Consider the following 19,935-nt stretch of genomic DNA (forward strand, 5'->3'; position numbering starts at 1 on the left):
GGACCTCGACCCCGTAATAGGCCATAACGGTCTGAAGAGCCGTGGCGCCGCAGTCGAAATCGAAGGCTTGCCTCCCGTAGTGAAGGTCTATCAAGAAAAGCGCCCTCCTCCCTTGGGAGCAACTCTGAGATTATTATAAGCCAGTAAAGAAAAACCACGCAGGATAAGAGGCACACCGCAACGGGCCTGAATAAATGGACCGGACCTTGTACATCCTGGCTGGGCGGGTGCGCAGCATAGGATAATGACGGGAAGCGTGCAAGAAAAGACCATCCCCTTTACGCTCACTCGACTATACGAAGATCGGGAGGAAATGGAATGGAAGCGAAAAAGACTGCGCGAAGGATCACGGATGACCTGTTAGCCATGGGAGACGACGCCCTTCGGCTTTCAAGCAGGAGATTCTTCAAGGAAGAGATCAAATGCCATGGGATAAAAGCCGCGAGGGTAAGAGCCTACACTAGAATTATTTTAAAGGAAATTTCCGGGCAAAGCAAAGGGCATGTTTTTGAGCTCTGCGAACTGCTCTGGAGTGAAGGTTTCCTGGAGGAGACGTTCATCGCATGTCATTTAACCGAATCCAGGTCGAAGGAATTCGATAAAGCGGATATCAGGCTGTTTCAGCGCTGGATAGAATCCTTTGTAACTAACTGGGCATCCTGTGACACTTTCTGCAACCACAGCGTCGCAATGCTCCTGGAAAAGTACCCGGAAAATATCGGAATCCTGGAAAAAGAATGGGCGACTTCGCCGAACAGGTGGCTAAGGCGCGGGGCCGCCGTTTCCCTGGTAATCCCCTCCCGCCGCGGTAGATTCCTGGAGGAGGTCCTGGCTATCGTGGAAACACTGCTTTGCGATGCCGACGATATGGTCCAGAAGGGTTACGGGTGGCTATTGAAGGCCGCCAGTGAATCCCATCGGCAGGAAATTTACGAATACATGATGAGCAGAAAGAATATCATGCCCAGAACCGCCTTGAGATACGGTATTGAAAAGATGCCGCCGGAGTTGCGAAGGAGGATTATGGACAGGAACTAACGGGATATCCATTTTGGCCAGGTGGGCGGCGTCATCGCCGCTCACCTGGACTGTCAGATACTCTATAGCTCTACCAAGTGGCCCAAGCCCCTGGCCAGGGCCTTTTCCTGGATCAGGTTCGCCGTCAGGACATCATGACTGGCAATCCCCATCAGAACGGCGCCGCGACGTCCCTTCAGTTCCGCCTTTCGCGTGCCGGCACATATATGACCCATGTCTCCCAGGATCTGTTTCTCTGTGGGATAACCTTTCTGAAAGTAGTCGCCCTGCTCCTGGGTCCAGAGGTACTGATTCAGGTCATCGCACACGAAGGCGGAAGCCCCGGACATTACATCGGCTTCAAAAGCGGAATCGTAGTCTACCGACACCGCCAGCATGTCCTTCTTTAACCACTCGGATTTCACGAACCTCTGGGGATCGGTAACAATGGGAGTGCAGGTGACTACCACATCGGCCTCCCCCACAGCCTCCTCAACAGTTCCGCAGGGAAGTATCTCAATACCTTTCAAATCTTCCTTCACCTGCTCAGTGAATCGAGGAACCTGCTCGGCGTGGTTGTCGTATATTTTAACCTTTTCCAGCCTGGGAAGAGCCGCGGCCAATGCCGCCGTATTCGTCCTTCCCTGCACCCCGAGCCCAATCACGGCCAGTACCTGCGAATCGGGGTCGGCCATGTGCCTTGCGCAAACGCCTGTCGCGGCCCCGGTCCTCCAGGCGGTGATCCAGTTGGCGTCCATGATGACTTTCACAAAACCTGTCTCGGGGTCGTTGAGGCACATGACCCCGGTTATGTAGGGTAACCCCTTGGGCTGGTTCAAGGGATATCCCGAAACCCACTTGATGCCTGCCACGTCGGCGGCCCCTCCCACGTAGCAGGGCATGGCGTGGATGAAGCAGTCCTTTCGCGGGTGGATGCCGATCTTGGCGGGCATCTCCATCTTTTCTTTTCCCTTCAGGACGAAGCCCTTTTCCACCACGTCCATGATCTCGGTCACCGGGATCTGAAGCGATTCGATCTCTTTTCGGGATAGCAGCATCACTTCCATGGATATCTCTCCTCCTCAAGTTTGGTTTAAACAAGATCGACGATGTCGATATCTTCCATCAGGAACAGGTTCTGGCTTTTAGAATACTCTTCAAACCTCAACAGGGTCTCTCGCATCTTTTTAGGATACCTGAAGTAAAAAGCCGTCAACAGGCAGTGGTTGAGCGCGAAGGCCCCCGCGCAGGGGTCGATGAAAGAGAGGAACTTCATGGGAGCCTCCAGCAGTATGTCGGAAAAGGCGGCCAGCGGGGAGAGGGCCGAGTCGGTGACACCTATAATCGGGACGCCCTTGTCCCTCAGGTATTGGGCAAGCTTCTGCGTTGTCACGGGGTAGCGGGGAAAGCTATAGATTATTGCCGCGTCCTCGGAACCCGTCTTCTGAAGCTGCCTGAAGAGGCTTTCCTCGACCCGTGTCAGAAGGAGGACGCCTTCCCTCAGTATGCCAAGGAAGTAGGCCATATACTCGGCGAGACAGATGTTCGCCAGGAACCCGGCGATGAAGATCTTCCGTTTATTTGACAGGAGATCCACCGCTTTTTGCACGCTTTCTTCTTTGAGGCGCCTTTTCATCTCACCCAGGACATGGAATTCGAGCGAAAGGACCCTCTGGAAAAGGGGCTCCTCTTCGTCCCCGGGTTCTCCCATGTAACGATCGATGGACCGAATCTGGGAGCGTACCGTATCACGGAGTGCTTCCTGGAATCCCTTGAAACCCAGTTTTACGGCGAGCCTGACCACCGTGGGTGTGCTGACCCTTGCCACCTCCGAGAGCTGAACGGAATTAAAGAAGGCTGATTTTTCCGGATTCTGATAAATATAACGAGCCAGGGCCATCTGCTGTCCGGTCAGGGTGTTCGAGAGGGCCGCAATCCTGTCCAGAGCGGAAAAGCGTTCTTCTTTTTTCAATTCTAACCTCTCATGAAAAATTTTCTTCATTTCGATATTACGAACAGGACCCTCGTTGTCAATGCTCTCACCTAAATTTATTCGCGAGGCAACCAATGCCTGCCACTCGAATTCTTACGGGAGACAACGGGCACTCTCTTCTTCTCCGAAGAGGCTTCCTATTTCCCGAGGATGACTGCACAGATGCCCCTCACGGAGAGAGGTTTTCTTTTTTCGATGGGGTATATGTGGAGGGCGGTCCCCGCGTAGTCGTAGGGGGGGGACATTCGGCGGAGTTGAAGTAAAATGAACGGAAGCGCACCTTCGGAAGGAGGATGATCGGCTTGGGCGCTATCATCGGTTACCTCAACTTCGATTGGCTCGTAGGCCCAGCGGTGATAAAGGTCCTTTACTTTATTGGAGCTTTCGTTATGCCCTTTCTGGCCTGGCTCGTTTTGCGGAGGGTCCGCTCACGATATCCCCAGTCAGCACGATTCTTTTCAGCATTGGTGGAGAAGACGGGGAAGGACCCGAGGGCCTGGCTTTTGTTTGCCCTGGCCGTAGTCGTCCTGGAGATGATCTGGAGGGTGGTCTGCGAATATTTTATCGCCTGTCTCCAGATCAGCCAGACCCTGGAGTACCTCGCGAACTGACCCGCCGGTTGAGCTGTCCTCAAACCGGGAATCCACGGGAGACCTGTCTTGTTTCCCGCCAGGAACCGCGTCAGGCTCTGTCCTGCCTTATCCGGTTGACCACTTCGCGGCAGAACCGCCTGTAAGCATCGGCGCCCGTAGAACCGTTGTCGTGATCGAAGATCGATTTGCCGCGGGAGGGGGCCTCCTTCAGTTTCACATTGATCCTGATCTCAGTGTTGAAAACAAGCCTTCCGAACCTGTCCCTTATCATTCCACCGATATCCCTGGTCACCCTGACACGGTAATCGGCCAGGGTCACGACTATACCTAGCACTTCCGCTGCCTCGCCGATCCCTTCCCTGGTCCTTTCCACGGCTTCCATCAGGTTGAGAAGTCCCTCGAAGCCGAGGTAATCGGGTGTCACAGGGAGGATCAGGTAATCCGACGAAGTCAGGGCGTTGACCGTCAGGAGTCCCAGCGACGTGGGGCAATCAATGACGATAAAATCATACTCGTCCGCGGCCGGCCACAGAATAGAGCGGAGAATGAACTCCCTATCCTCCACGTCAGCCAGGAAGACGTCGGTGGAGACTAAGTCCATGGACCCGGCAAGGAGGTCGAGTCCCGGAATGTAGGAGCCCTTGACCGCCTCTTCGATGGGAAGTCCTTCCAGCATGGCTTCGGCCGTTCCCGGATGGAGGTCCTCCCTTTCCAGGCCAAGGGAGCGGGAGGCCGAACCCTGGCCATCGAGGTCCACCAGGAGGACTTTCTTCCCGTCCCTGGCGAGTTGGGCTGAAAGGTTCACCGCCGTAGTGGTTTTTCCTACGCCACCCTTGTTGTTGACCAGGGAGAGGATTACTTTCTCATTTCCCGAACCGGCCATGGGCTGTCTCCTCCTTTTTTGCATCTCCGTGGGTCACTCCGCGGCGTTGCCATCTGGGGGGATCAACGCCGGTGATTTCAAAATATTATCTTGCGATAAAAGAGTCAACCCCGGAAGAAAAAAACCGGGGGGCAAGCCCCCCGGTCCAGACCCTTCAAAATTTTTTTGAAAGATTATTCGAACTCCTTGAGCATCTTGGCGAAGTCCTCTTCCCTACCCTTGAGGATGTGATAAACATGCTCGTCGGCGGGGAAAACACCTTGCTTCACATCACTGATGTATTCCTTAAAAGCGGCGATCTCTATCTCGGCGACGTCGGCGTATTTCTTGACAAACTTCGGTGTGAAGGCCTGGAACAGACCAAGCATGTCACCGCAGATGATGAGCTGACCATCGCAGGGGGCCCCGGCACCGATGGAGTAAACGGGAATGTCCAGCTTCTTCCAGATGTACTCGGTAAGTTCCGGTGGAACAGCCTCAAGGAGCAGCGCATAGGCACCCGCCTCCTGAACGGCTAGAGCGTCCTTGATGAGTTCCCGGGCGCTTTCCGGATCGCGACCCTGGGCCTTGAATCCTCCCAGCTGTCCAGAGCTCTGGGGTGTAAGGCCGATGTGACCCATGACCTGGATGCCCGCGTCGGTGATCGCCCTGATGCGTCCCGTTACGCGCCTGCCCCCTTCCAGCTTAACGGCGTCCATGTCAGCCTCCTTGAGGAAACGGCCGGCGTTGAGTACGGCGTCTTCGTCGCTCACCTGGTAGCTGAGGAAGGGCATGTCCCCTATGCAGAAGGTATTGGGCGCCCCCCTTCGAACAGCCTGGCTGTGGCGGATGCAGTCTTCCATCGTGACCGGTACGGTGCCTTCATAACCGAGTACCACCATGCCCAGGGAATCACCGACAAGGATCATGTCCATCCCGGCCGCCTCGGCAAAGGAAGCGGTCGGAAAATCGTAGGCGGTGATCCATGCAGCAAGGTCCCCGGCCTGCTTCATCTGGATAAACTCGAGTCTTCCTTTTTTCTTGGCCATCGGTAAAGATCCTCCTCAAAAAGTATTATTCGCCCCTCAACAGGGTGGTATCCAAGGCTCTCTTCGACAATATATTCAAAAGTGAAACCCTCGTCCCTTCCCGGAGTGGTCTCCCTACGACCGTTGTCCTCACCCCCCGTGGGGAAAAAGGATCTTGATCCCGATGGCGATAAGGATCAAGCCTCCCATTACCGTCGCCTTACCCCCGGCCCTTCTCCCGATCCGGTTGGCAAGACTCATGCCGACAGCGACGATACCGAAAGTCAAAATACCGATAACAGAAGAGGTAAAGAAGGGAGCAAGGCCTAGAGGTGCGAAACCCACCCCCGCAACCAGTGCATCCAGACTTGTTCCTACGGCGAGGAGAATTAGCGGAAGGCCCTTGGTGGGGTCAGCTGCAGTATAAAAACATTCTTCCCTTTGCTTCAGCCCTTCCAACACCATTTTGCCGCCCACGAAGGCCAGGAGACCGAAGGCAATCCATTGACTCGCCCCGTTAGGCATGGATAGGACCTTTCTGACAGCCACCCAACCCAACAGGGGCATGAGGGCCTGGAAGAGTCCGAAGATCCCCGAGACCCGAATAACCGGCGCAGCAGAAAAGTGGAAAGGGGTACAAATCACTATGGCTATGGAGACGGCCAAGGCGTCCATGGCAAGGCTGAGGCCGAGAAAGGCAGAAACAAACGGTTCTACCATTGTTCGCGCTCCCTGAAAATATCCGGGAGTGATACCTCGGGGGGAGGTCCCAAAAGAGCGTGGGTGGCATCCAGTTCGAAGTCAAAGAGTATCTTGGAAATCGCAAGGCTGGTGATATCATCGGTCTCGAAAGGGATCGAGAAGCGCCTGTAGCCGAACTGTTCGGCAAAGAAAGAGCTGGAACCGTTATCCGTGGCGGTGGCAGCCATTATCTCCTGCAGGGCCAGGAAACACTTACTTTCGTTGAGGAGAAGGCTATCCCCGACCAAGACGATGACCTTGCACTCGTCCACGAGCATGAACCTGTCCCAGACACCGCAAACTGCCAGCCCGGCGCTCACCCCCGGGAATACCTGGGCGAATAAGCCTAACAGGGCCTCCATCATGGCGGAATAGCCGAAAATCAACGAGAAACCCCCGTCATAGTGATGGCGGCGTCCCGGGATCAAAAGATTTTCTCGAAATAGCGGTCCAACTTGTCCCGTTTCAGTGCTCTCCACGAAAAGAAGCTCACTGTCCATTCCCAGGGCGAGAGATGCGATCTTTCCCAGTTGGTCGCTGTGAAGAAGGTTGACCGAAACGGGGTTGAAGTCCTTCGCATAAGGTGTCCAGGGTGCTATGTCCAAATCCATGTTCTGATCCCAATAGGGAAGTATGCCCATCGGTTAAATCTTCCTCCATGATTCTCACCGAGGATTATACCCCGACCGGGGTCTTAGCAGGGTGTCCATGAGGTTTTTCATTTCCAGGTCGCCCCTGATACCGAAACGGGTCAAGGTAAAATCATACTTGGTAGGATCCTCGGGACAGATCATTCTGAATGCGCGGGTCGCTTCGATTACGGCCCGCTGGTCGGCACTTTTCCTTGCGACGAGTCCCAGGTCGGCGCAAATCCTGTGCATATGGGTATCGAGGGGGATCATGAGGTCCACCGGGCCAATGCATTTCCAACCACCGGGGTCAATGGAATCCCGCCTGACCATCCACTTGAGGAAAAGATGATACCTCTTGCAAGCGCTTCCAAGGGCAAGGTCCGGGAGAAGGGTGTTATTCCTCCCGGCCGAAAAGGATCGAAGCGCCCCGTAGAGCGCGCGAAGCCCTCCCAGGGACTTCTCGGGGGAATCGTGAACCCCCGAGGTGAAAAGGTTCTCGAGGGAACCCCATTCCCTGAGGGCTTTCCTTATTGAGAAAAGGAGGTCAAAGAGGTCACGAGAATCGGTGAAACGGTGGCGAAAACCATGGCAAACCTCCCCTAACGTCCCGTCATCCGATTCGAGAAGAAAATCTCGGGGGCTGCCCCGCATTTTATCCAGGACTCTCCGCGCGCTTTTAACAATCTGGGAGGCCCTGCCGTAGGCCAAACTTGACGCGACGACCCCCGCAACCTCCCTATCAAGGGGGTCGGGAAAGCCTCTCACCGCCGAGACGGGATCTGGTTCAACGTACTCGAGCCTGTTGTAGCGCTGATACAAAACCTCGAACTGCTCGGCCAGGAAGGCGATCCTCCGGGGCGAAAGCCCGGGCACAGGGTTTTTCACGACAGGCCTCCCGAACCGCGGTTGCCAAGGGCCAAAGGTTTCTTGGTCACGAGACACCCCGGGGCAGAATTCATCGCTTCAAGGAATCTCGTTCAGGATGAAAGTCGGTGCATTCCTGGGCGACTTTCCCTTTTTGACCTCACGGTAGTGGGCATAGGTGAGAGGCCGTCCTTCACCAAGCCGGCGAGACGACAACACCTCGCCGAAGAACATGACGTGGGTGAAAATCTCCATCTCCTTTACGACCCTGGCCTCGATAACGGCGATGGAATGCTCGAGTACAAGGGGGACTCCCGTCTGGCCCGTTTCGAAAGAGCAACTTTCAAACTTGTTGAAATCCCGGCCGCACTTGAAACCAAAATTGCCAATGAAGGTCATGGGAGCATCCTCCCCGAGGACCGAGACGCTGAAAACCCCGGAGTCCCTGACACATTCGGTGGTCAGATTTTCCCTGTGCAGGCAGGCCGCTACGGCGATGGGATCCGCAGTGACCTGCAGAACAGCGTTGGCGATCTGGCCATTGAACTTGTCGCCCTTTATCGAACTGACAATATAGAGCCCGTAGGAAAGGGCGTGGAGTGCCCTCTTGTCGATCGCGGCCTCCATGAAGACCGACCTCCTTTACTCTCGGTTCGGCTACGTGGCACCAGGAACCCAGGAAAACGCCCTTTCACGAAGAAGTGGAACAAGGACCAATCTCGATCAACCGGGGAGGACGTGAGTCCTCCCCGGAGTCCTCTTTTAACTTTTCCAGAGTCCGTGGATATTGCAGTATTCCCTGGCCGAAACGCTCTCCCCGTCCTCGGCGAAGAAAGCCTCTGGGGCGTCGCCCGGTTTCAGAAATTGCTTGCAGTTTTTCCCATCGATGATCACCTGGATCCATTCTATGTAATGCTTTTCGATCATTGGATGGGGAATACTTCCGACCTTGACCAGGAGACCCCCGTCCTTCTTTTCGATGACGGGAACGTGCTTCTCGGTGGTAAAGTCGGCGGTCTGCTCCTCCATCAGCATCATGGGCTGTCCACAGCAAACCAGTTCACCCTTACCGACGTGCAGTAGTTCGACAACATTTCCACAGAGTTCACACTTGAAGATGTCCAGTTGCTTCGCCATTCTGGCTGCACCTCCATTATGGTTTTTCTGTCTTGCGCCTTATTTTACCACTTCCTTCAGCCACAACCCTTTATTGACTACGCTCTTTTGAAATCTTTAAAATTTTCCCGGCTATACTTGCACCCCTACGCCCTTTTGTCAACGGAAAAGGCCCCCTTGGAGGGGGCCCTGCGATGGACTTGTCACCGTGGACGAATCGGTCACGTTCTTATGCCGCGTTCCTCAGGTGTGCCAGGGACGATGCTGTCCCAGAAGGCAGCACAGATCCCTGCGACCGCCATGGGGGTCTTGAGAATGGCCCAGATCATCTGTCCGGGGATCCCCAGGGCAAAGAAGGCCTCCTGCTGGCCTTCGGTCCAACCCGGAAGGCCCAGGGCCATCAGGAACGCAAACCCCACGATCAGGACGTTGCGTTGGCTGCCCATATCGGCCCTCATGAGGACCTGTATGCCCAGTGCCCCTATAATGCCGAAGAGGGCGATGTAGGCGCCGCCGATGACCGGACTCGGCATCGTCGCAATCAGGGCTCCCAGTTTTCCGATCATTCCCATGACGATGAGCATCACCGCACCTGTCCGAACCACCCATCGTGATGCAACGCCGGTCAACCCGATCAACCCCACGTTCTCCGTGTAGGACGTGGTCCCCACGGCTCCCAAAAAACCGGCCATTACGCATCCCAATCCTTCCGCCCCGATTCCCCGGCTGATCGTTTCAGCGTCAGGGTCCTTAAGACCGGAAGCGTAGGAGCAGGAGTGGTAATCACCGATGGATTCTATCATCACGGCGAAAAAGCCGGCGATTATGGCGCCGAAGGCCAGGAAACTGAACCTGGGTGGGCCCCAGGGCATAAACAGGTTGAACCTGAACCAGGGTGCCAGTCTCACTTCCTCAAGGCTCACATAGGCGGCGTGCCCGGCAGGGAAAAGACCCGCGAGGCTGCCGAAGAGGCATACCAGGTATGCGATCGATATCGAGGCCAGGACAGCAAAGATGTTCATGAACCGATTGCGGCTCATTAGGCTGAAGATGAAGACGCAGGCTACAACTATAAGTGAAACAGGCCAGTAGTTGGCGGCGTTATATTGTATTGCCGTTGACGCGAGAGAAAATCCTATGGCCATGATCGTTGGACCTATCACGATAGGGGTGATTATCCTGCGTACATAGCCCACAAGGCGACTGTAACCCAACCCGGCGAGGATCAGGCCTCCCGATATCAGCGCCCCGCCGATGTACTGCATGACTACGTTGGGGCCGAAACCGCTGTAGGCCCCGATAATAGTCATTATCGGAGGGATAAAGCTGAAGCTGGAACCCTGGACGATAGGTAGGCCGGAACCTAACCTGGGATGGGTCTGGATGAGCGTGGCAAACCCCATAGCGAAATAGACACAGGAGATGAAAAAGGCTATCTGGGACGAAGACATACCCATGGCCGGCCCGAAAATAAGAGGGACAAGGGTGGTCGCACCAAAAAGGGTTAAAACATGCTGTAACCCCGCCAGGACCATGATCGGCGCGGGGGGTTTGTCATTTACTCCATAAACGATGTTCTTCCTGGCCATAATTTTCGAACACCTCCCTGATAATGTCCAAGACTCCGGCGTGCATTGTAGCATTTTATGTAACCGGTTGCATATAAAATCAAGATCCTTGCCCCTTCCAGGGTTTCGAGGTTTCCGGGTTTCAGTGGAAGGGGTTATCCTATTACTGGCAAAGAAAGACAGATTGGAGGCTTGCCTATGAACACCCTCAGGAGTGCCGCTTCTTTTTGCTCCGATTTGATCGAAAGGTCAAACCGGATTGTCCTGCTAAGCGGCGCGGGCATGTCCACGAGCGCCGGGTTGCCGGATTTTCGGGGGCCCGGCGGGATTTACCGGAGAAAACTGGGAGTCGACCCGGAGAGGATTTTCGATATCGATTGGTTCAAGAGGGACCCTTCCTTTTTCTACCGATTCCACCGGGAATTCCTGGAATCCCTGGAGAAGATAGAGCCGACCTTCGCTCACCGGTTTTTCGCTTCCCTGGAAAAGGAGGGAAAACTCTTGGGGATCATAACCCAGAACATCGATTCCCTTCACCAGAGGGCAGGTTCGTCCAGAGTGATGGAGTTTCACGGGGGGGTCTGGTCCAGCTTCTGCACCTCCTGCGGCCGGACTTGGGGTTACAACGAAAGCGTGGCGATGACCTTCGCCAGCGACGTACCTCGGTGCGATTCGTGTGGCGGCGTGATAAAGCCCGATATCGTCTTCTTCGGCGAGATGGTAAAGCATCTGGAGGAGAGCAACGAGCTGGCCAGGGAGGCTGACCTCTTCTTCGTGGTGGGATCGTCGCTCAACGTCACACCAGCAGCTCTTCTCCCCGCGTTGTCCGGGGGGAATATCGTGGTCGTGAACAAGGGAGAGATCGCCCTCCATTATCTTCCCCCCGAGCGGATCGACCTCCTCGTCGAAGAGGATATCGACACCTTCTTCCGGGCCGTCGGTAAAGTAAGAGCATCGGGCTGACCTCGTGCGATCCTTTTTCTCGTCGGCTACCGGGGATCTTAAAAGGAATCCCTTATCCTCCTCAAACCTTCTTCGAGAAGGCTCCTGGGGCAGGCTATGTTAAGCCGTTGCCAGCCGCTACCCTGGGTTCCGAACCAGTATCCAGGATCCAGCACTACCCTTCCTTTACATATGAGCCTCTCCGTCACGGCTTCGGGGGCGAGTCCCGAGGCGGACATATCCAACCATAGGAGGTAGGTCCCCTCGGGGGCGTGCACCTTTACCCAGGGCATCTCTCTTTGGAAGAAGGCTATGGCTCGGCCTATATTTTCCCTCATGTAACGAAGTGCGGACTTAAGCCAGTGGTCACCGTGGCGGTAGGCCGTTTCGGCAGCGACTAGGCCAAAGATGTTATGGGCCCCAATGCCGGTTGCCCTCAGGGATGCCTGGAAACCCTCTCGCAGAGCCCCGTCGTTTATGATCGTGTAGGCCGTCTGAAGGCCCGGGATGTTGAAGGTTTTGCTGGGACTAATACAGGTTATGACACGATCGGCCAAATCCGGTGCAACGGTGGCAGCAGGAACGTGGACAGAGGGTTCGAAAACAAGGTCGGCGTGGATCTCGTCGGATACCAAGAGTGTTTCCGTTTCCTGGCACAACCGGCAGACCCGCTCCAGTTCTTCCCTTGTCCACACCCTTCCCACAGGGTTATGGGGACTGCAAAGGAGCAGGATGCGATTTTTCCTGTCTTTGAGCAGGTTCTCCAGGCCTTCAAGGTTCATTCTGTAATAACCCTCCTCGTTGATGAGGGGGTTTTCCACCACTTCCCTGCCATTGTCCCTCACGATCCTGAAAAAGGGTGGATAGACCGGGGGCTGGATGACCACTCCGTCGCCGGGATCGGAAAAAGCCCTGATGGCAGCGCCAATGGCGGGCATGACTCCAGAACAGGACACGACCCAGGAGGAATCCGTTTCCCAGCCATGGGTAGCGAGGAGCCAGTCCGATACAGCCCGAAAGACCCCCGAGGGAGCCTGTACGTAGCCGTACACTCCGTGAAGAGCCCTCCGTTGGATGGCCTTGACGACCTCCTGCGGGGAAAGAAAATCCATATCCGCCACCCACATGGGCAGGGCATCTCCGGGAACAGGACCGAAACGTCCTTCCATCCCGTCCCATTTGAGGCTGTCGGTCTCCCTCCTTTCTATGACACCATCGAACGCAGGGCCATTCAAACCGATCACACCATCCGTCACCGCTCGAACCTCCCCTAGGTCTTCCCAGTCTTGGAAAGAAGATTTTCGAACCCACGGCCGGCCTTCGTCCTTATAATTCGATCGCTCCAAAAGAGGACCGCTGGCACCGAGGTCTAACCAATAATACAACAGGAGTCACTGTTAGTTCCCTTCTCTCGAAAGACGCGAAAGGGGGTTAAAATAGAGTTGTGACAGGGCACACGAAAAAGACCATCGGGGGTGGATTAAATGAAAAAGGCGATTATTTTCCTGTTCCTGGCAGTGCTGGTCAGTCTGCCTGTTCTTTCGGACCGGGCGGAGGCCGCCAGGAGTTTCGAAGAACTGGTGGAGTTGTACGCGAGCAGGGACGCAGCCCGTCCGGAGGCTGTAGCCCTGAGATCAACGCTTCTCGAACAAGCCTGGGATTCCGAGAACTTAGATCTGCTGGGCTCCATAAAGGACCCGGATCTGCCGCCAAAACAAAGGGCCGCCAACGGCCTTAAGCTGATCGGAATGCTGTTCCCCGGCGGCGACCCGGCCCGCTGGGATAGCGTCACGGGTTTCTGGCCCCGGCCATTGATGCCGAAACCCCTCGCGGCTTTTGACGCGATATACTTTACCGTCATGGCCCTGCTGGAGTTAGATGAGCCCGGCGTTCCCTGGATAGCCCAAGACCTTCTACAAGACCTCAGAAGCTCATCTAGGGCAGCGTTTATTGCCCTGAGGACGGCCCCGGAAGAATACCTATGGGTGGTGGAAAAGCTGGAAGAGGGCACGAGAATGCCGCCTTCGGGAGGGTGGCCAAAGGCCAAGATCCTGGGGAGGCTCCCCTTCGCCCATCCCGTAAGGTCAGCGGTCACCGAAACATGGGCGCGGTCGCGGGATATGCAGTTTCTCAACTCGGTCGGACAACCCGCCCCGGGAGGACCCTATGCGTGGGACCGTGACCGGGGGAGAATCTACTGGGTTATCGAGCCCAGGGACGACTACCTCTGGTGGATATTTGGAAATTGACAGCGAACAATCCCAAGAATACTCCGCCGGATACCGCCTTGTGGTAGGCTGCGAAAATTAGAAAATTTTCCCGGAGAAAAACCACGTTAAGGCGTCAAAAAAATCACGAAAGTCACTAAAAAGTTGCAGATACAACAATTTTGATCTATAATTCCCAAGTTTGGATCGATCGCAACGGAGGTGCGTCTTGGAATACAACAGGGAAAGCATGATGGCCAACGAGCCCATCGGGGGTTTGATTTGGAAACTCTCCCTTCCGGCCATGGTGGCCATGTTCGTAAACGGCCTGTACAACGTGGTTGACACTATTTATATAGGCCATGGAGTTGGTTCGATGGGGATCGCGGGGCTATCGGTGGCCTTCCCCATCCAGATGATGATCGGCGGCATCGGTCTCATGCTGGGCGTAGGGACAGCTTCCATCATCTCCCGGAGCTTCGGGGCCAGAGATTACGAAAAAGCCCATCGGGCTTTCGGCAATAACCTGTTGGGGATACTTTTTTTCGGCTTTCTCCTGGTTTTTTTAGGTAGTGCTTTTCTCAGGCCCATTCTTCGCCTCTTCGGCGCGTCGGAGGAAATAATGCCCTACGCGGCGGAGTATATGGGGGTAATATTCATCGGCAGCCCGCTCACGCTCTTCACCATGTCGATGAACAATATCATACGATCCGAGGGCGCGGCCCGCACAGCCATGGGGTCCATGCTGGTCGGCGCCATCGCGAACATCATCCTGGACCCAATCTTCATCTTCACCTTAGGATTGGGCATCCGCGGAGCGGCCGTGGCGACGGTCCTCTCCAGGGTCTTCGTCATCGTCTGGGTCACCTGGTTCTACCGCTCCGGCAGAAGTTTTATCTCGATAAGGGCGAGGCACCTAGCTCCCCGCCTTGGAATCCTGAAGGAGATCATCATCGTCGGTTTCCCCACCTTCTTGCAGAGGGTTTCGTCCAGCTTCGTCTATGGCTGGATCAACCAACTGCTGGGGGCCTATGGGGGGAATATCGCTGTCGCGGTTTTCGGGATCAACAACAGGGTGATCATGTATTCGGCCATGCCCGCCATGGGGATCGCCCAGGGAATGCTGCCCATCACGGGCTTCAACTACGGGGCCAGGAAATACGGCAGGGCCCTGGAGGCCGTAAAGACCTCCAATTTCATGGCCCTGGCCCTTTGTTCGGCGATAACAACGGCGCTTTTGATCTTCCCGGGCCCGACATTGAAGATCTTCACCTCCGACAGGGCTCTCCTCGAAGCGGGGATCCCCGCGATGAGGCTCATGGTGGCCGGAACATTTTCCGTAGGTTACAACAGGGTGGGCGGCAGCTTCTTCCAGGCCCTCGGGAAAGCCCTTCCGGCCTTCCTGGTCAACTCGGCCCGACCGATCCTGTTTTTCCTTCCCCTTCTTGCGATCATGCCTCGCTTGATGGGGATCACCGGGATCTGGCTCTCCTTTTCGGTGGCGGACATCCTCTCCTTTATCCTCACCGTTTTCCTGCTGCTGCCCGCGACGAAAGACCTTAGGTCGCTGGACCTTGCGACGGAGGGAGCCCGGTAGATCATGGAAGGGTCCCTGAGCAAGTCGATATCCATAATCCACAGGAACCTCTGCTCGCACATGGACAGGCTTTTCCGCGACAGCGATATCGGCCATGGCCCTAGGCGCTTCCTGGTGGAAATAGCCCTTTTCCCGGGGCTCACCCAGGAAGAGGTGAGCGAGAAGTTACTCATGGACAAGACTACCACTGCGAGGGCTGTGAAACAGCTTGAGAATGGGGGTTACATAACCCGCAGCCGGGACCTCGCCGACAGGAGGCGCTACCTACTTAACCCCACGGAAAAAGGCAGCGAAGTGCTTCCCAAGGTGTTGGAGGCGAGGAAGGATTGTCACCTGGCCCTGGCCAAGGGTTTTTCCGAGGAGGAGCTGGAGATGGCCCTGGAGATGCTTCAACGCCTGGCCGACAACGCCGTGAGTCTCAGGAGATCCCCCGAGGCCGAGAAGTAACCCCACCCCAATGGTGCGACGGTGCCGGGACCTTCGTACAGGCAGAGATTCACACCTGAATCCCTTCCAGGTCGAGATACCTTTCCAGCGTGTTCGAAAGCAGCATGGCCGTAGTCATAGGGCCGATGCCGCCAGGAACTGGCGTGATCCAGGAGGCAACCGGGGATACTGCTTGGTAATCCACATCCCCTACGAGGCCCCTCTCCGTCTGGTTTATTCCCACGTCAACGACGACGCACCGGGGTTTGACCATGGAAGCCTTAAGAAATTCCGGCTTACCGATCGCGGCGACGATGATGTCGGCCTCCCTGGTGATGTTCTGCAGTTCGGCGGTCCTGCTGTGGCACACCGTCACGGTGGCATCGGCCGCCAGCAGGAGCTGCGCAATAGGTTTTCCCACGATGTTGCTCCTCCCGATAACCACCGCCCTCTTTCCAGCCGGGTCGATGCCGTGCTTCTTCAGGAGATACATGGCACCCCGAGGCGTGCACGGCACGACCGTCTCCAAGCCCATAACCAGGCGTCCCAGGTTCAGCGGATGAGCCCCGTCGACGTCCTTTTCTGCACCCATGGACATGACCGCCTTTGCCCAATCGATGTGCCTTGGGACGGTAAGCTCGACGAGTATCCCGTGTACATCCGGATCCTCGCTGAGCCTCTCCAGTAGGCCCGCCAGAGCGACCGTGTCCGTCGAAGCCGGCATGTCATGTAGAAAGAATCTGAAGCCCACTCCCCGGCACGCTTTTTCCTTTTGACCCGCATAAACCTTCGAGGCGGCATCTTCGCCGATCAGGACTACCGCGAGACCCGGTGGCTTACGGCCTTCTTTAAGCAGGCCGTCGACGCGCGCGCCTATGGATGCCCTTAACTCGCCGGCAGCTTCTCTGCCATCGAGCACCTTAGCCTGGTCCATAAACCGATGACCTCCCTCTACCAAGGTATGCGCTAGAAGAGCCCCGTTATTTTTCCCTCGGCATCGATGTCAATATCGACGGTGGCGGGTTTTTTCGGCAATCCCGGCATGGTCATGATGCTTCCGGTCAGGGCCACGAGGAACCCGGCCCCCGACGATATACGGACCTCCCGGACGGTCAGGGTGAAGCCGTCGGGCCGGCCAATTCTCGCCGGGTCATCCGAAAGGGAGGCCTGGGTTTTGGCCATGCATACAAGCAGATGATCAAGCCCCATTTCGTGTATGGCGGCAAGGTCCCTCACGGCCGAGTCGGTGTACTGCACGTCCCCGGCTCCGTAAAGCTGCCGCGCTATGGTCTCAATCTTCTCCCTGGGGGAAGCTTCGGCTTCGTAGAGGTAGTGGAAGTCGTTGCTCTTTGAGCAGACCTCGACGACCTTTTCCGCCAGGTCGACGGCACCCTTGCCGCCCTTGGCCCAAGCCTCGGAAAGGGAGAAAGACGCCCCGAGGGCCTTGCATCTTTCCCGGACGGCGTCGAGTTCCGGGACGGAGTCCGCTGGGAATCGGTTCAACGCCACCACCACCGGCAGGCCGAAGGACTTGACGTTCTCTATATGCTTTTCAAGGTTGGGAAGGCCCAGCTTAAGAGCGGTCACATCCTCCCTGGAGAGCTCGCCCTTAGGAACTCCGCCGTGCATCTTGAGCGCCCTCACCGTGGCCACCAGCACCACCGCATCGGGCCTCAGGCCGGCCATCCGGCACTTGATGTCAAAGAACTTTTCGGCGCCCAATTCGGCACCGAATCCGGCCTCGGTCACGACGTAGTCGACCAGTTTGAGACCATGCCTGGTGGCCTGGATGCTGTTGCAACCGTGGGCGATATTGCCAAAGGGACCGCCGTGAACAAAGGCAGGGACTCCTTCAAGGGTCTGGACAAGGTTGGGCTTGATGGCATCCTTCATCAGTACTGCCACGGCTCCCGCGACCCCGAGGTCGCCCGCCCTGACCACCTTGTTGTCGTAGGTATAGCCAAGGATTATCCTTCCCACCCGTTCCTTGAGGTCCATCAGGTCCGAGGAAAGGCACAGTATCGCCATAAGTTCCGAAGCGGCGGTTATGTCAAATCCACTTTCCCTGGGGACACCGTGGGGTTTTCCCCCGAGGCCGATGACCACGTTCCTGAGGGCCCGTTCGTTGAGGTCCATTACGCGCCTCCAGACGACCCTGCGCGGATCGATCCCCAGGTCGTTACCCTGCTGGAGGTGGTTGTCGACCATGGCAGATATCAGGTTGTGGGCCGTTGTTACGGCGTGGATATCTCCCGTGAAGTGAAGGTTAATATCTTCCATAGGGAGAACCTGAGAGTGACCACCCCCTGCCGCGCCGCCCTTGACCCCGAAACTCGGACCCAGGCTGGGTTCTCTCAAAGCTATCATTACCTTCTTGCCTATCTCCGAAAGCCCCTGCCCCAGGCCAACCGTCATGGTCGTCTTGCCCTCGCCCGCGGGGGTCGGGGTAATAGCCGTCACGAGAATGAGCTTTCCATCGGGTCTGCTTTTTATTCTCTCCCATAGTCCCCTGCTGAGCTTGGCCTTATAGGGACCGTAGTATTCGAGTTCATCCTCGCCAATACCAATGGACGAGGCCACCTCCACGATGGGCTTGATCCTGGTCCTCTGGGCAATCTCGATGTCCGATGGGATACTATTTGTATTCGACATTCTTTTCAAAACCTCCCCCTTTGGGAAAAATCAGCTACTTGATGGCAATCAGTATCGGCCCGGGGTAATTTTACCAGAAAGAAGCTGTCCCCGGCACCCCATGGCCTAAAACCCTCAAGATCCTAAAAGGCCCGTCCGGCGGTTGAAGGCCCTGATCATCTCATCGATTCGGTCCGCGAGTGGGGGTATGCTCCCCCAATATTTGTCCGCTTCGTACCATTGGGCATCCAGCTCTTCCAAGTCTTTGCCCTGCTGCTCTATCCAGGTAAAATATTTGAGATTATGAATTGTTTTTCTATCGTAGTAGGACAACTCTTTAACCCAGTCTATTCCCAGCCCAAGAATGCTTTTATGGTAATCTACGGCAGCATCGGTTAAGTCGTAATCCCCATACTCCCTCCGCATCTCTTCGAGTCGTGATCCGTAGAGCTCCATCGAATCGGTGAAAACTGTGAAGATCACATCTTTTGCTGTCAGCTCGAAATATTTTGCCATCTTAATGGCGACAATTAGGTTAGCCGAACCGGAAATACCCAAGAGGGGCAGCTGCTCAATCAGATTCTGAGGAACCTGCCGGGATCTCAGGTATTCCCAGCCCGCGGACTCGTTGAACAGTCGTATCAAAGTCATGCTGTCGGCATCATCTACGTCAACAATCATATCGGTATTCCTTACATTGTGAATCCAAGGGACAAGGTTATCGCCGATACCTTCTATCCGGTGAGAACCATGGCCGTTCATAGACAGTGCCGGACATTGCAGTGCTTCCCCGACAACGATCTTCGATGTTGGAAAGACCTTCTTAATATAATCCCCTGCGGCCAGTGTACCTGCTGAACCCGAGGTAAGCGCCACCCCGAAAAAGCGATCTCCCGGCTTCGCCAGGTGGCGAAAAGCCTCTTCTATAGCCAAACCTGTAACCTGGTAATGCCAGAGATAGTTCCCGAACTCCTCGAACTGGTTAAAAACCACCACGTTATCCCGTGTCCGCCTGAGCTCCCAGGTCTTATCGAAAATTTCTTTTACGTTGCTTTCACTCCCCGGCGTTGCGATGACCTCTCCCGCCACTCTTTTAAGCCAGTCGAACCTCTCCCGGCTCATACCCTCCGGGAGAATAGCGATCGACTCGCATGCCAGAAGTTGCGAATTATAAGCCCCGCCCCGGCAAAAGTTACCAGTCGACGGCCAAATCGCCTTCTGCATTGTTGGATCGAACTGCCCTGTCACAAGCCTGGGCACCAGGCACCCTAAGGATGGTCCAACTTTATGGGATCCTGTTGGGAACCATTTTCCTAGGAGTGCTACTATTCGGGCTTCGGTGCCAGTGATCTCCCTAGGTAGTTCCAGGAAGTTCACTTCCCCATAAAGTCCGCCCTTCGAGACTGGATCGTTTTTCCAAGTAATCCTGAAGAGGTTCGCGGGGTCTATATCCCAGAGACCGACGTCTTTCAATTTTTCCCTGATCTTCGCCGGGACTTTATACGGGTTCTTCATCTGCTCAAAGGTCGGAATAATGATGTTCCTCTGTCTGGCCCTTTCCACGGTCCTCTTGAGTCGCTCCTCATTCATTGTAAGATCTATCATTTCCTTATCTCCTTCCCAGCAATCTTTGAATCCCTGGAGCGAATAGGGTTCTAAAATAAGGGGAATCCTCCGTTCGCATTGATTACTTTTCTTTTCAAGTCTGTTCCATTACA

Annotated in this window: 20 protein-coding genes; 6 read left to right on the forward strand and 14 right to left on the reverse strand. The window is 55.6% G+C overall.

Annotation, left to right across the window (positions count from 1 at the left end):
* The first annotated feature begins 318 nt into the window (after nucleotides 1-318).
* A complete protein-coding gene (locus GX108_07955) occupies nucleotides 319-1,038 on the forward strand; it encodes a DNA alkylation repair protein (protein NLO56963.1) in 720 nt (239 codons plus the stop codon).
* A 62-nt stretch (nucleotides 1,039-1,100) separates the two neighbouring features.
* On the opposite strand, the gene GX108_07960 is transcribed toward GX108_07955, so the two are convergent.
* Nucleotides 1,101-2,084, reverse strand: coding sequence for an ornithine cyclodeaminase family protein (locus GX108_07960; GenBank protein NLO56964.1), 984 nt, complete (start codon nucleotides 2,082-2,084; stop codon nucleotides 1,101-1,103).
* Between the two features lie 26 nt (nucleotides 2,085-2,110).
* Complete coding sequence (locus GX108_07965; GenBank protein NLO56965.1) at nucleotides 2,111-2,989, reverse strand: MurR/RpiR family transcriptional regulator; 879 nt, start codon at nucleotides 2,987-2,989, stop codon at nucleotides 2,111-2,113.
* A 314-nt stretch (nucleotides 2,990-3,303) separates the two neighbouring features.
* On the opposite strand from GX108_07965, the gene GX108_07970 reads away from it, so the two are divergent.
* Entirely contained in the window at nucleotides 3,304-3,621 is a 318-nt protein-coding gene (locus tag GX108_07970; GenBank protein ID NLO56966.1) for a DUF4282 domain-containing protein, read from the forward strand.
* 70 nt (nucleotides 3,622-3,691) lie between these two features.
* Here the strand turns inward: GX108_07970 and GX108_07975 are convergent, their stop codons facing one another.
* From GX108_07975 to GX108_08010, 8 genes are all read right to left on the reverse strand, one after another.
* Entirely contained in the window at nucleotides 3,692-4,486 is a 795-nt protein-coding gene (locus tag GX108_07975) for a ParA family protein (protein ID NLO56967.1), read from the reverse strand.
* Nucleotides 4,487-4,659: 173 nt separating this feature from the next.
* Nucleotides 4,660-5,514: a 3-methyl-2-oxobutanoate hydroxymethyltransferase gene (gene panB / locus GX108_07980; protein NLO56968.1), complete on the reverse strand. Its 855-nt coding sequence runs from the start codon at nucleotides 5,512-5,514 to the stop codon at nucleotides 4,660-4,662.
* A 129-nt stretch (nucleotides 5,515-5,643) separates the two neighbouring features.
* On the reverse strand, nucleotides 5,644-6,213 hold the full coding sequence (locus GX108_07985) for a manganese efflux pump (GenBank protein NLO56969.1): 570 nt from the start codon (nucleotides 6,211-6,213) through the stop codon (nucleotides 5,644-5,646).
* Nucleotides 6,207-6,875, reverse strand: coding sequence for a hypothetical protein (locus GX108_07990; protein ID NLO56970.1), 669 nt, complete (start codon nucleotides 6,873-6,875; stop codon nucleotides 6,207-6,209). The genes GX108_07985 and GX108_07990 overlap by 7 nt, the downstream gene beginning before the upstream one ends.
* Before the next feature lie 24 nt (nucleotides 6,876-6,899).
* Nucleotides 6,900-7,751 (reverse strand): TIGR02757 family protein, encoded by an 852-nt coding sequence (locus tag GX108_07995; protein NLO56971.1) that lies wholly within the window; start codon nucleotides 7,749-7,751, stop codon nucleotides 6,900-6,902.
* A gap of 78 nt (nucleotides 7,752-7,829) precedes the next feature.
* Nucleotides 7,830-8,357, reverse strand: coding sequence for a flavin reductase (locus GX108_08000; GenBank protein ID NLO56972.1), 528 nt, complete (start codon nucleotides 8,355-8,357; stop codon nucleotides 7,830-7,832).
* Nucleotides 8,358-8,492: 135 nt separating this feature from the next.
* The gene (locus tag GX108_08005) at nucleotides 8,493-8,867 is read right to left on the reverse strand and encodes a desulfoferrodoxin (GenBank protein ID NLO56973.1); all 375 of its coding nucleotides are present in this window, start codon (nucleotides 8,865-8,867) and stop codon (nucleotides 8,493-8,495) included.
* Nucleotides 8,868-9,067: 200 nt separating this feature from the next.
* Entirely contained in the window at nucleotides 9,068-10,435 is a 1,368-nt protein-coding gene (locus GX108_08010; GenBank protein NLO56974.1) for a purine/pyrimidine permease, read from the reverse strand.
* A 177-nt stretch (nucleotides 10,436-10,612) separates the two neighbouring features.
* On the opposite strand from GX108_08010, the gene GX108_08015 reads away from it, so the two are divergent.
* Nucleotides 10,613-11,377 carry an RNA polymerase subunit sigma gene (locus tag GX108_08015; GenBank protein ID NLO56975.1) on the forward strand — a complete coding sequence of 255 codons (765 nt, stop codon included), beginning with the start codon at nucleotides 10,613-10,615 and terminating at the stop codon, nucleotides 11,375-11,377.
* Nucleotides 11,378-11,415: 38 nt separating this feature from the next.
* On the opposite strand, the gene GX108_08020 is transcribed toward GX108_08015, so the two are convergent.
* Nucleotides 11,416-12,612 carry a pyridoxal phosphate-dependent aminotransferase gene (locus GX108_08020; GenBank protein ID NLO56976.1) on the reverse strand — a complete coding sequence of 399 codons (1,197 nt, stop codon included), beginning with the start codon at nucleotides 12,610-12,612 and terminating at the stop codon, nucleotides 11,416-11,418.
* Nucleotides 12,613-12,840: 228 nt separating this feature from the next.
* Between GX108_08020 and GX108_08025 the strand changes: the two genes are divergently transcribed.
* From GX108_08025 to GX108_08035, 3 genes are all read left to right on the forward strand, one after another.
* Complete coding sequence (locus GX108_08025; protein NLO56977.1) at nucleotides 12,841-13,605, forward strand: hypothetical protein; 765 nt, start codon at nucleotides 12,841-12,843, stop codon at nucleotides 13,603-13,605.
* 187 nt (nucleotides 13,606-13,792) lie between these two features.
* On the forward strand, nucleotides 13,793-15,160 hold the full coding sequence (locus GX108_08030) for an MATE family efflux transporter (GenBank protein NLO56978.1): 1,368 nt from the start codon (nucleotides 13,793-13,795) through the stop codon (nucleotides 15,158-15,160).
* Between the two features lie 3 nt (nucleotides 15,161-15,163).
* A complete protein-coding gene (locus GX108_08035) occupies nucleotides 15,164-15,607 on the forward strand; it encodes a MarR family transcriptional regulator (GenBank protein ID NLO56979.1) in 444 nt (147 codons plus the stop codon).
* A 49-nt stretch (nucleotides 15,608-15,656) separates the two neighbouring features.
* Here GX108_08035 and folD read toward each other — a convergent pair whose 3' ends face one another.
* From folD to GX108_08050, 3 genes are all read right to left on the reverse strand, one after another.
* Nucleotides 15,657-16,520, reverse strand: a complete 864-nt coding sequence (folD, locus tag GX108_08040; protein NLO56980.1) for a bifunctional methylenetetrahydrofolate dehydrogenase/methenyltetrahydrofolate cyclohydrolase FolD — start codon at nucleotides 16,518-16,520, stop codon at nucleotides 15,657-15,659.
* A gap of 32 nt (nucleotides 16,521-16,552) precedes the next feature.
* Nucleotides 16,553-18,220, reverse strand: a complete 1,668-nt coding sequence (locus tag GX108_08045; protein ID NLO56981.1) for a formate--tetrahydrofolate ligase — start codon at nucleotides 18,218-18,220, stop codon at nucleotides 16,553-16,555.
* Nucleotides 18,221-18,352: 132 nt separating this feature from the next.
* Complete coding sequence (locus tag GX108_08050) at nucleotides 18,353-19,822, reverse strand: pyridoxal-phosphate dependent enzyme (GenBank protein NLO56982.1); 1,470 nt, start codon at nucleotides 19,820-19,822, stop codon at nucleotides 18,353-18,355.
* Between the last annotated feature and the right edge of the window lie 113 nt (nucleotides 19,823-19,935).

It is taken from the genome of Thermovirga sp. (assembly GCA_012523215.1).
Lineage (GTDB): Bacteria > Synergistota > Synergistia > Synergistales > Thermovirgaceae > 58-81.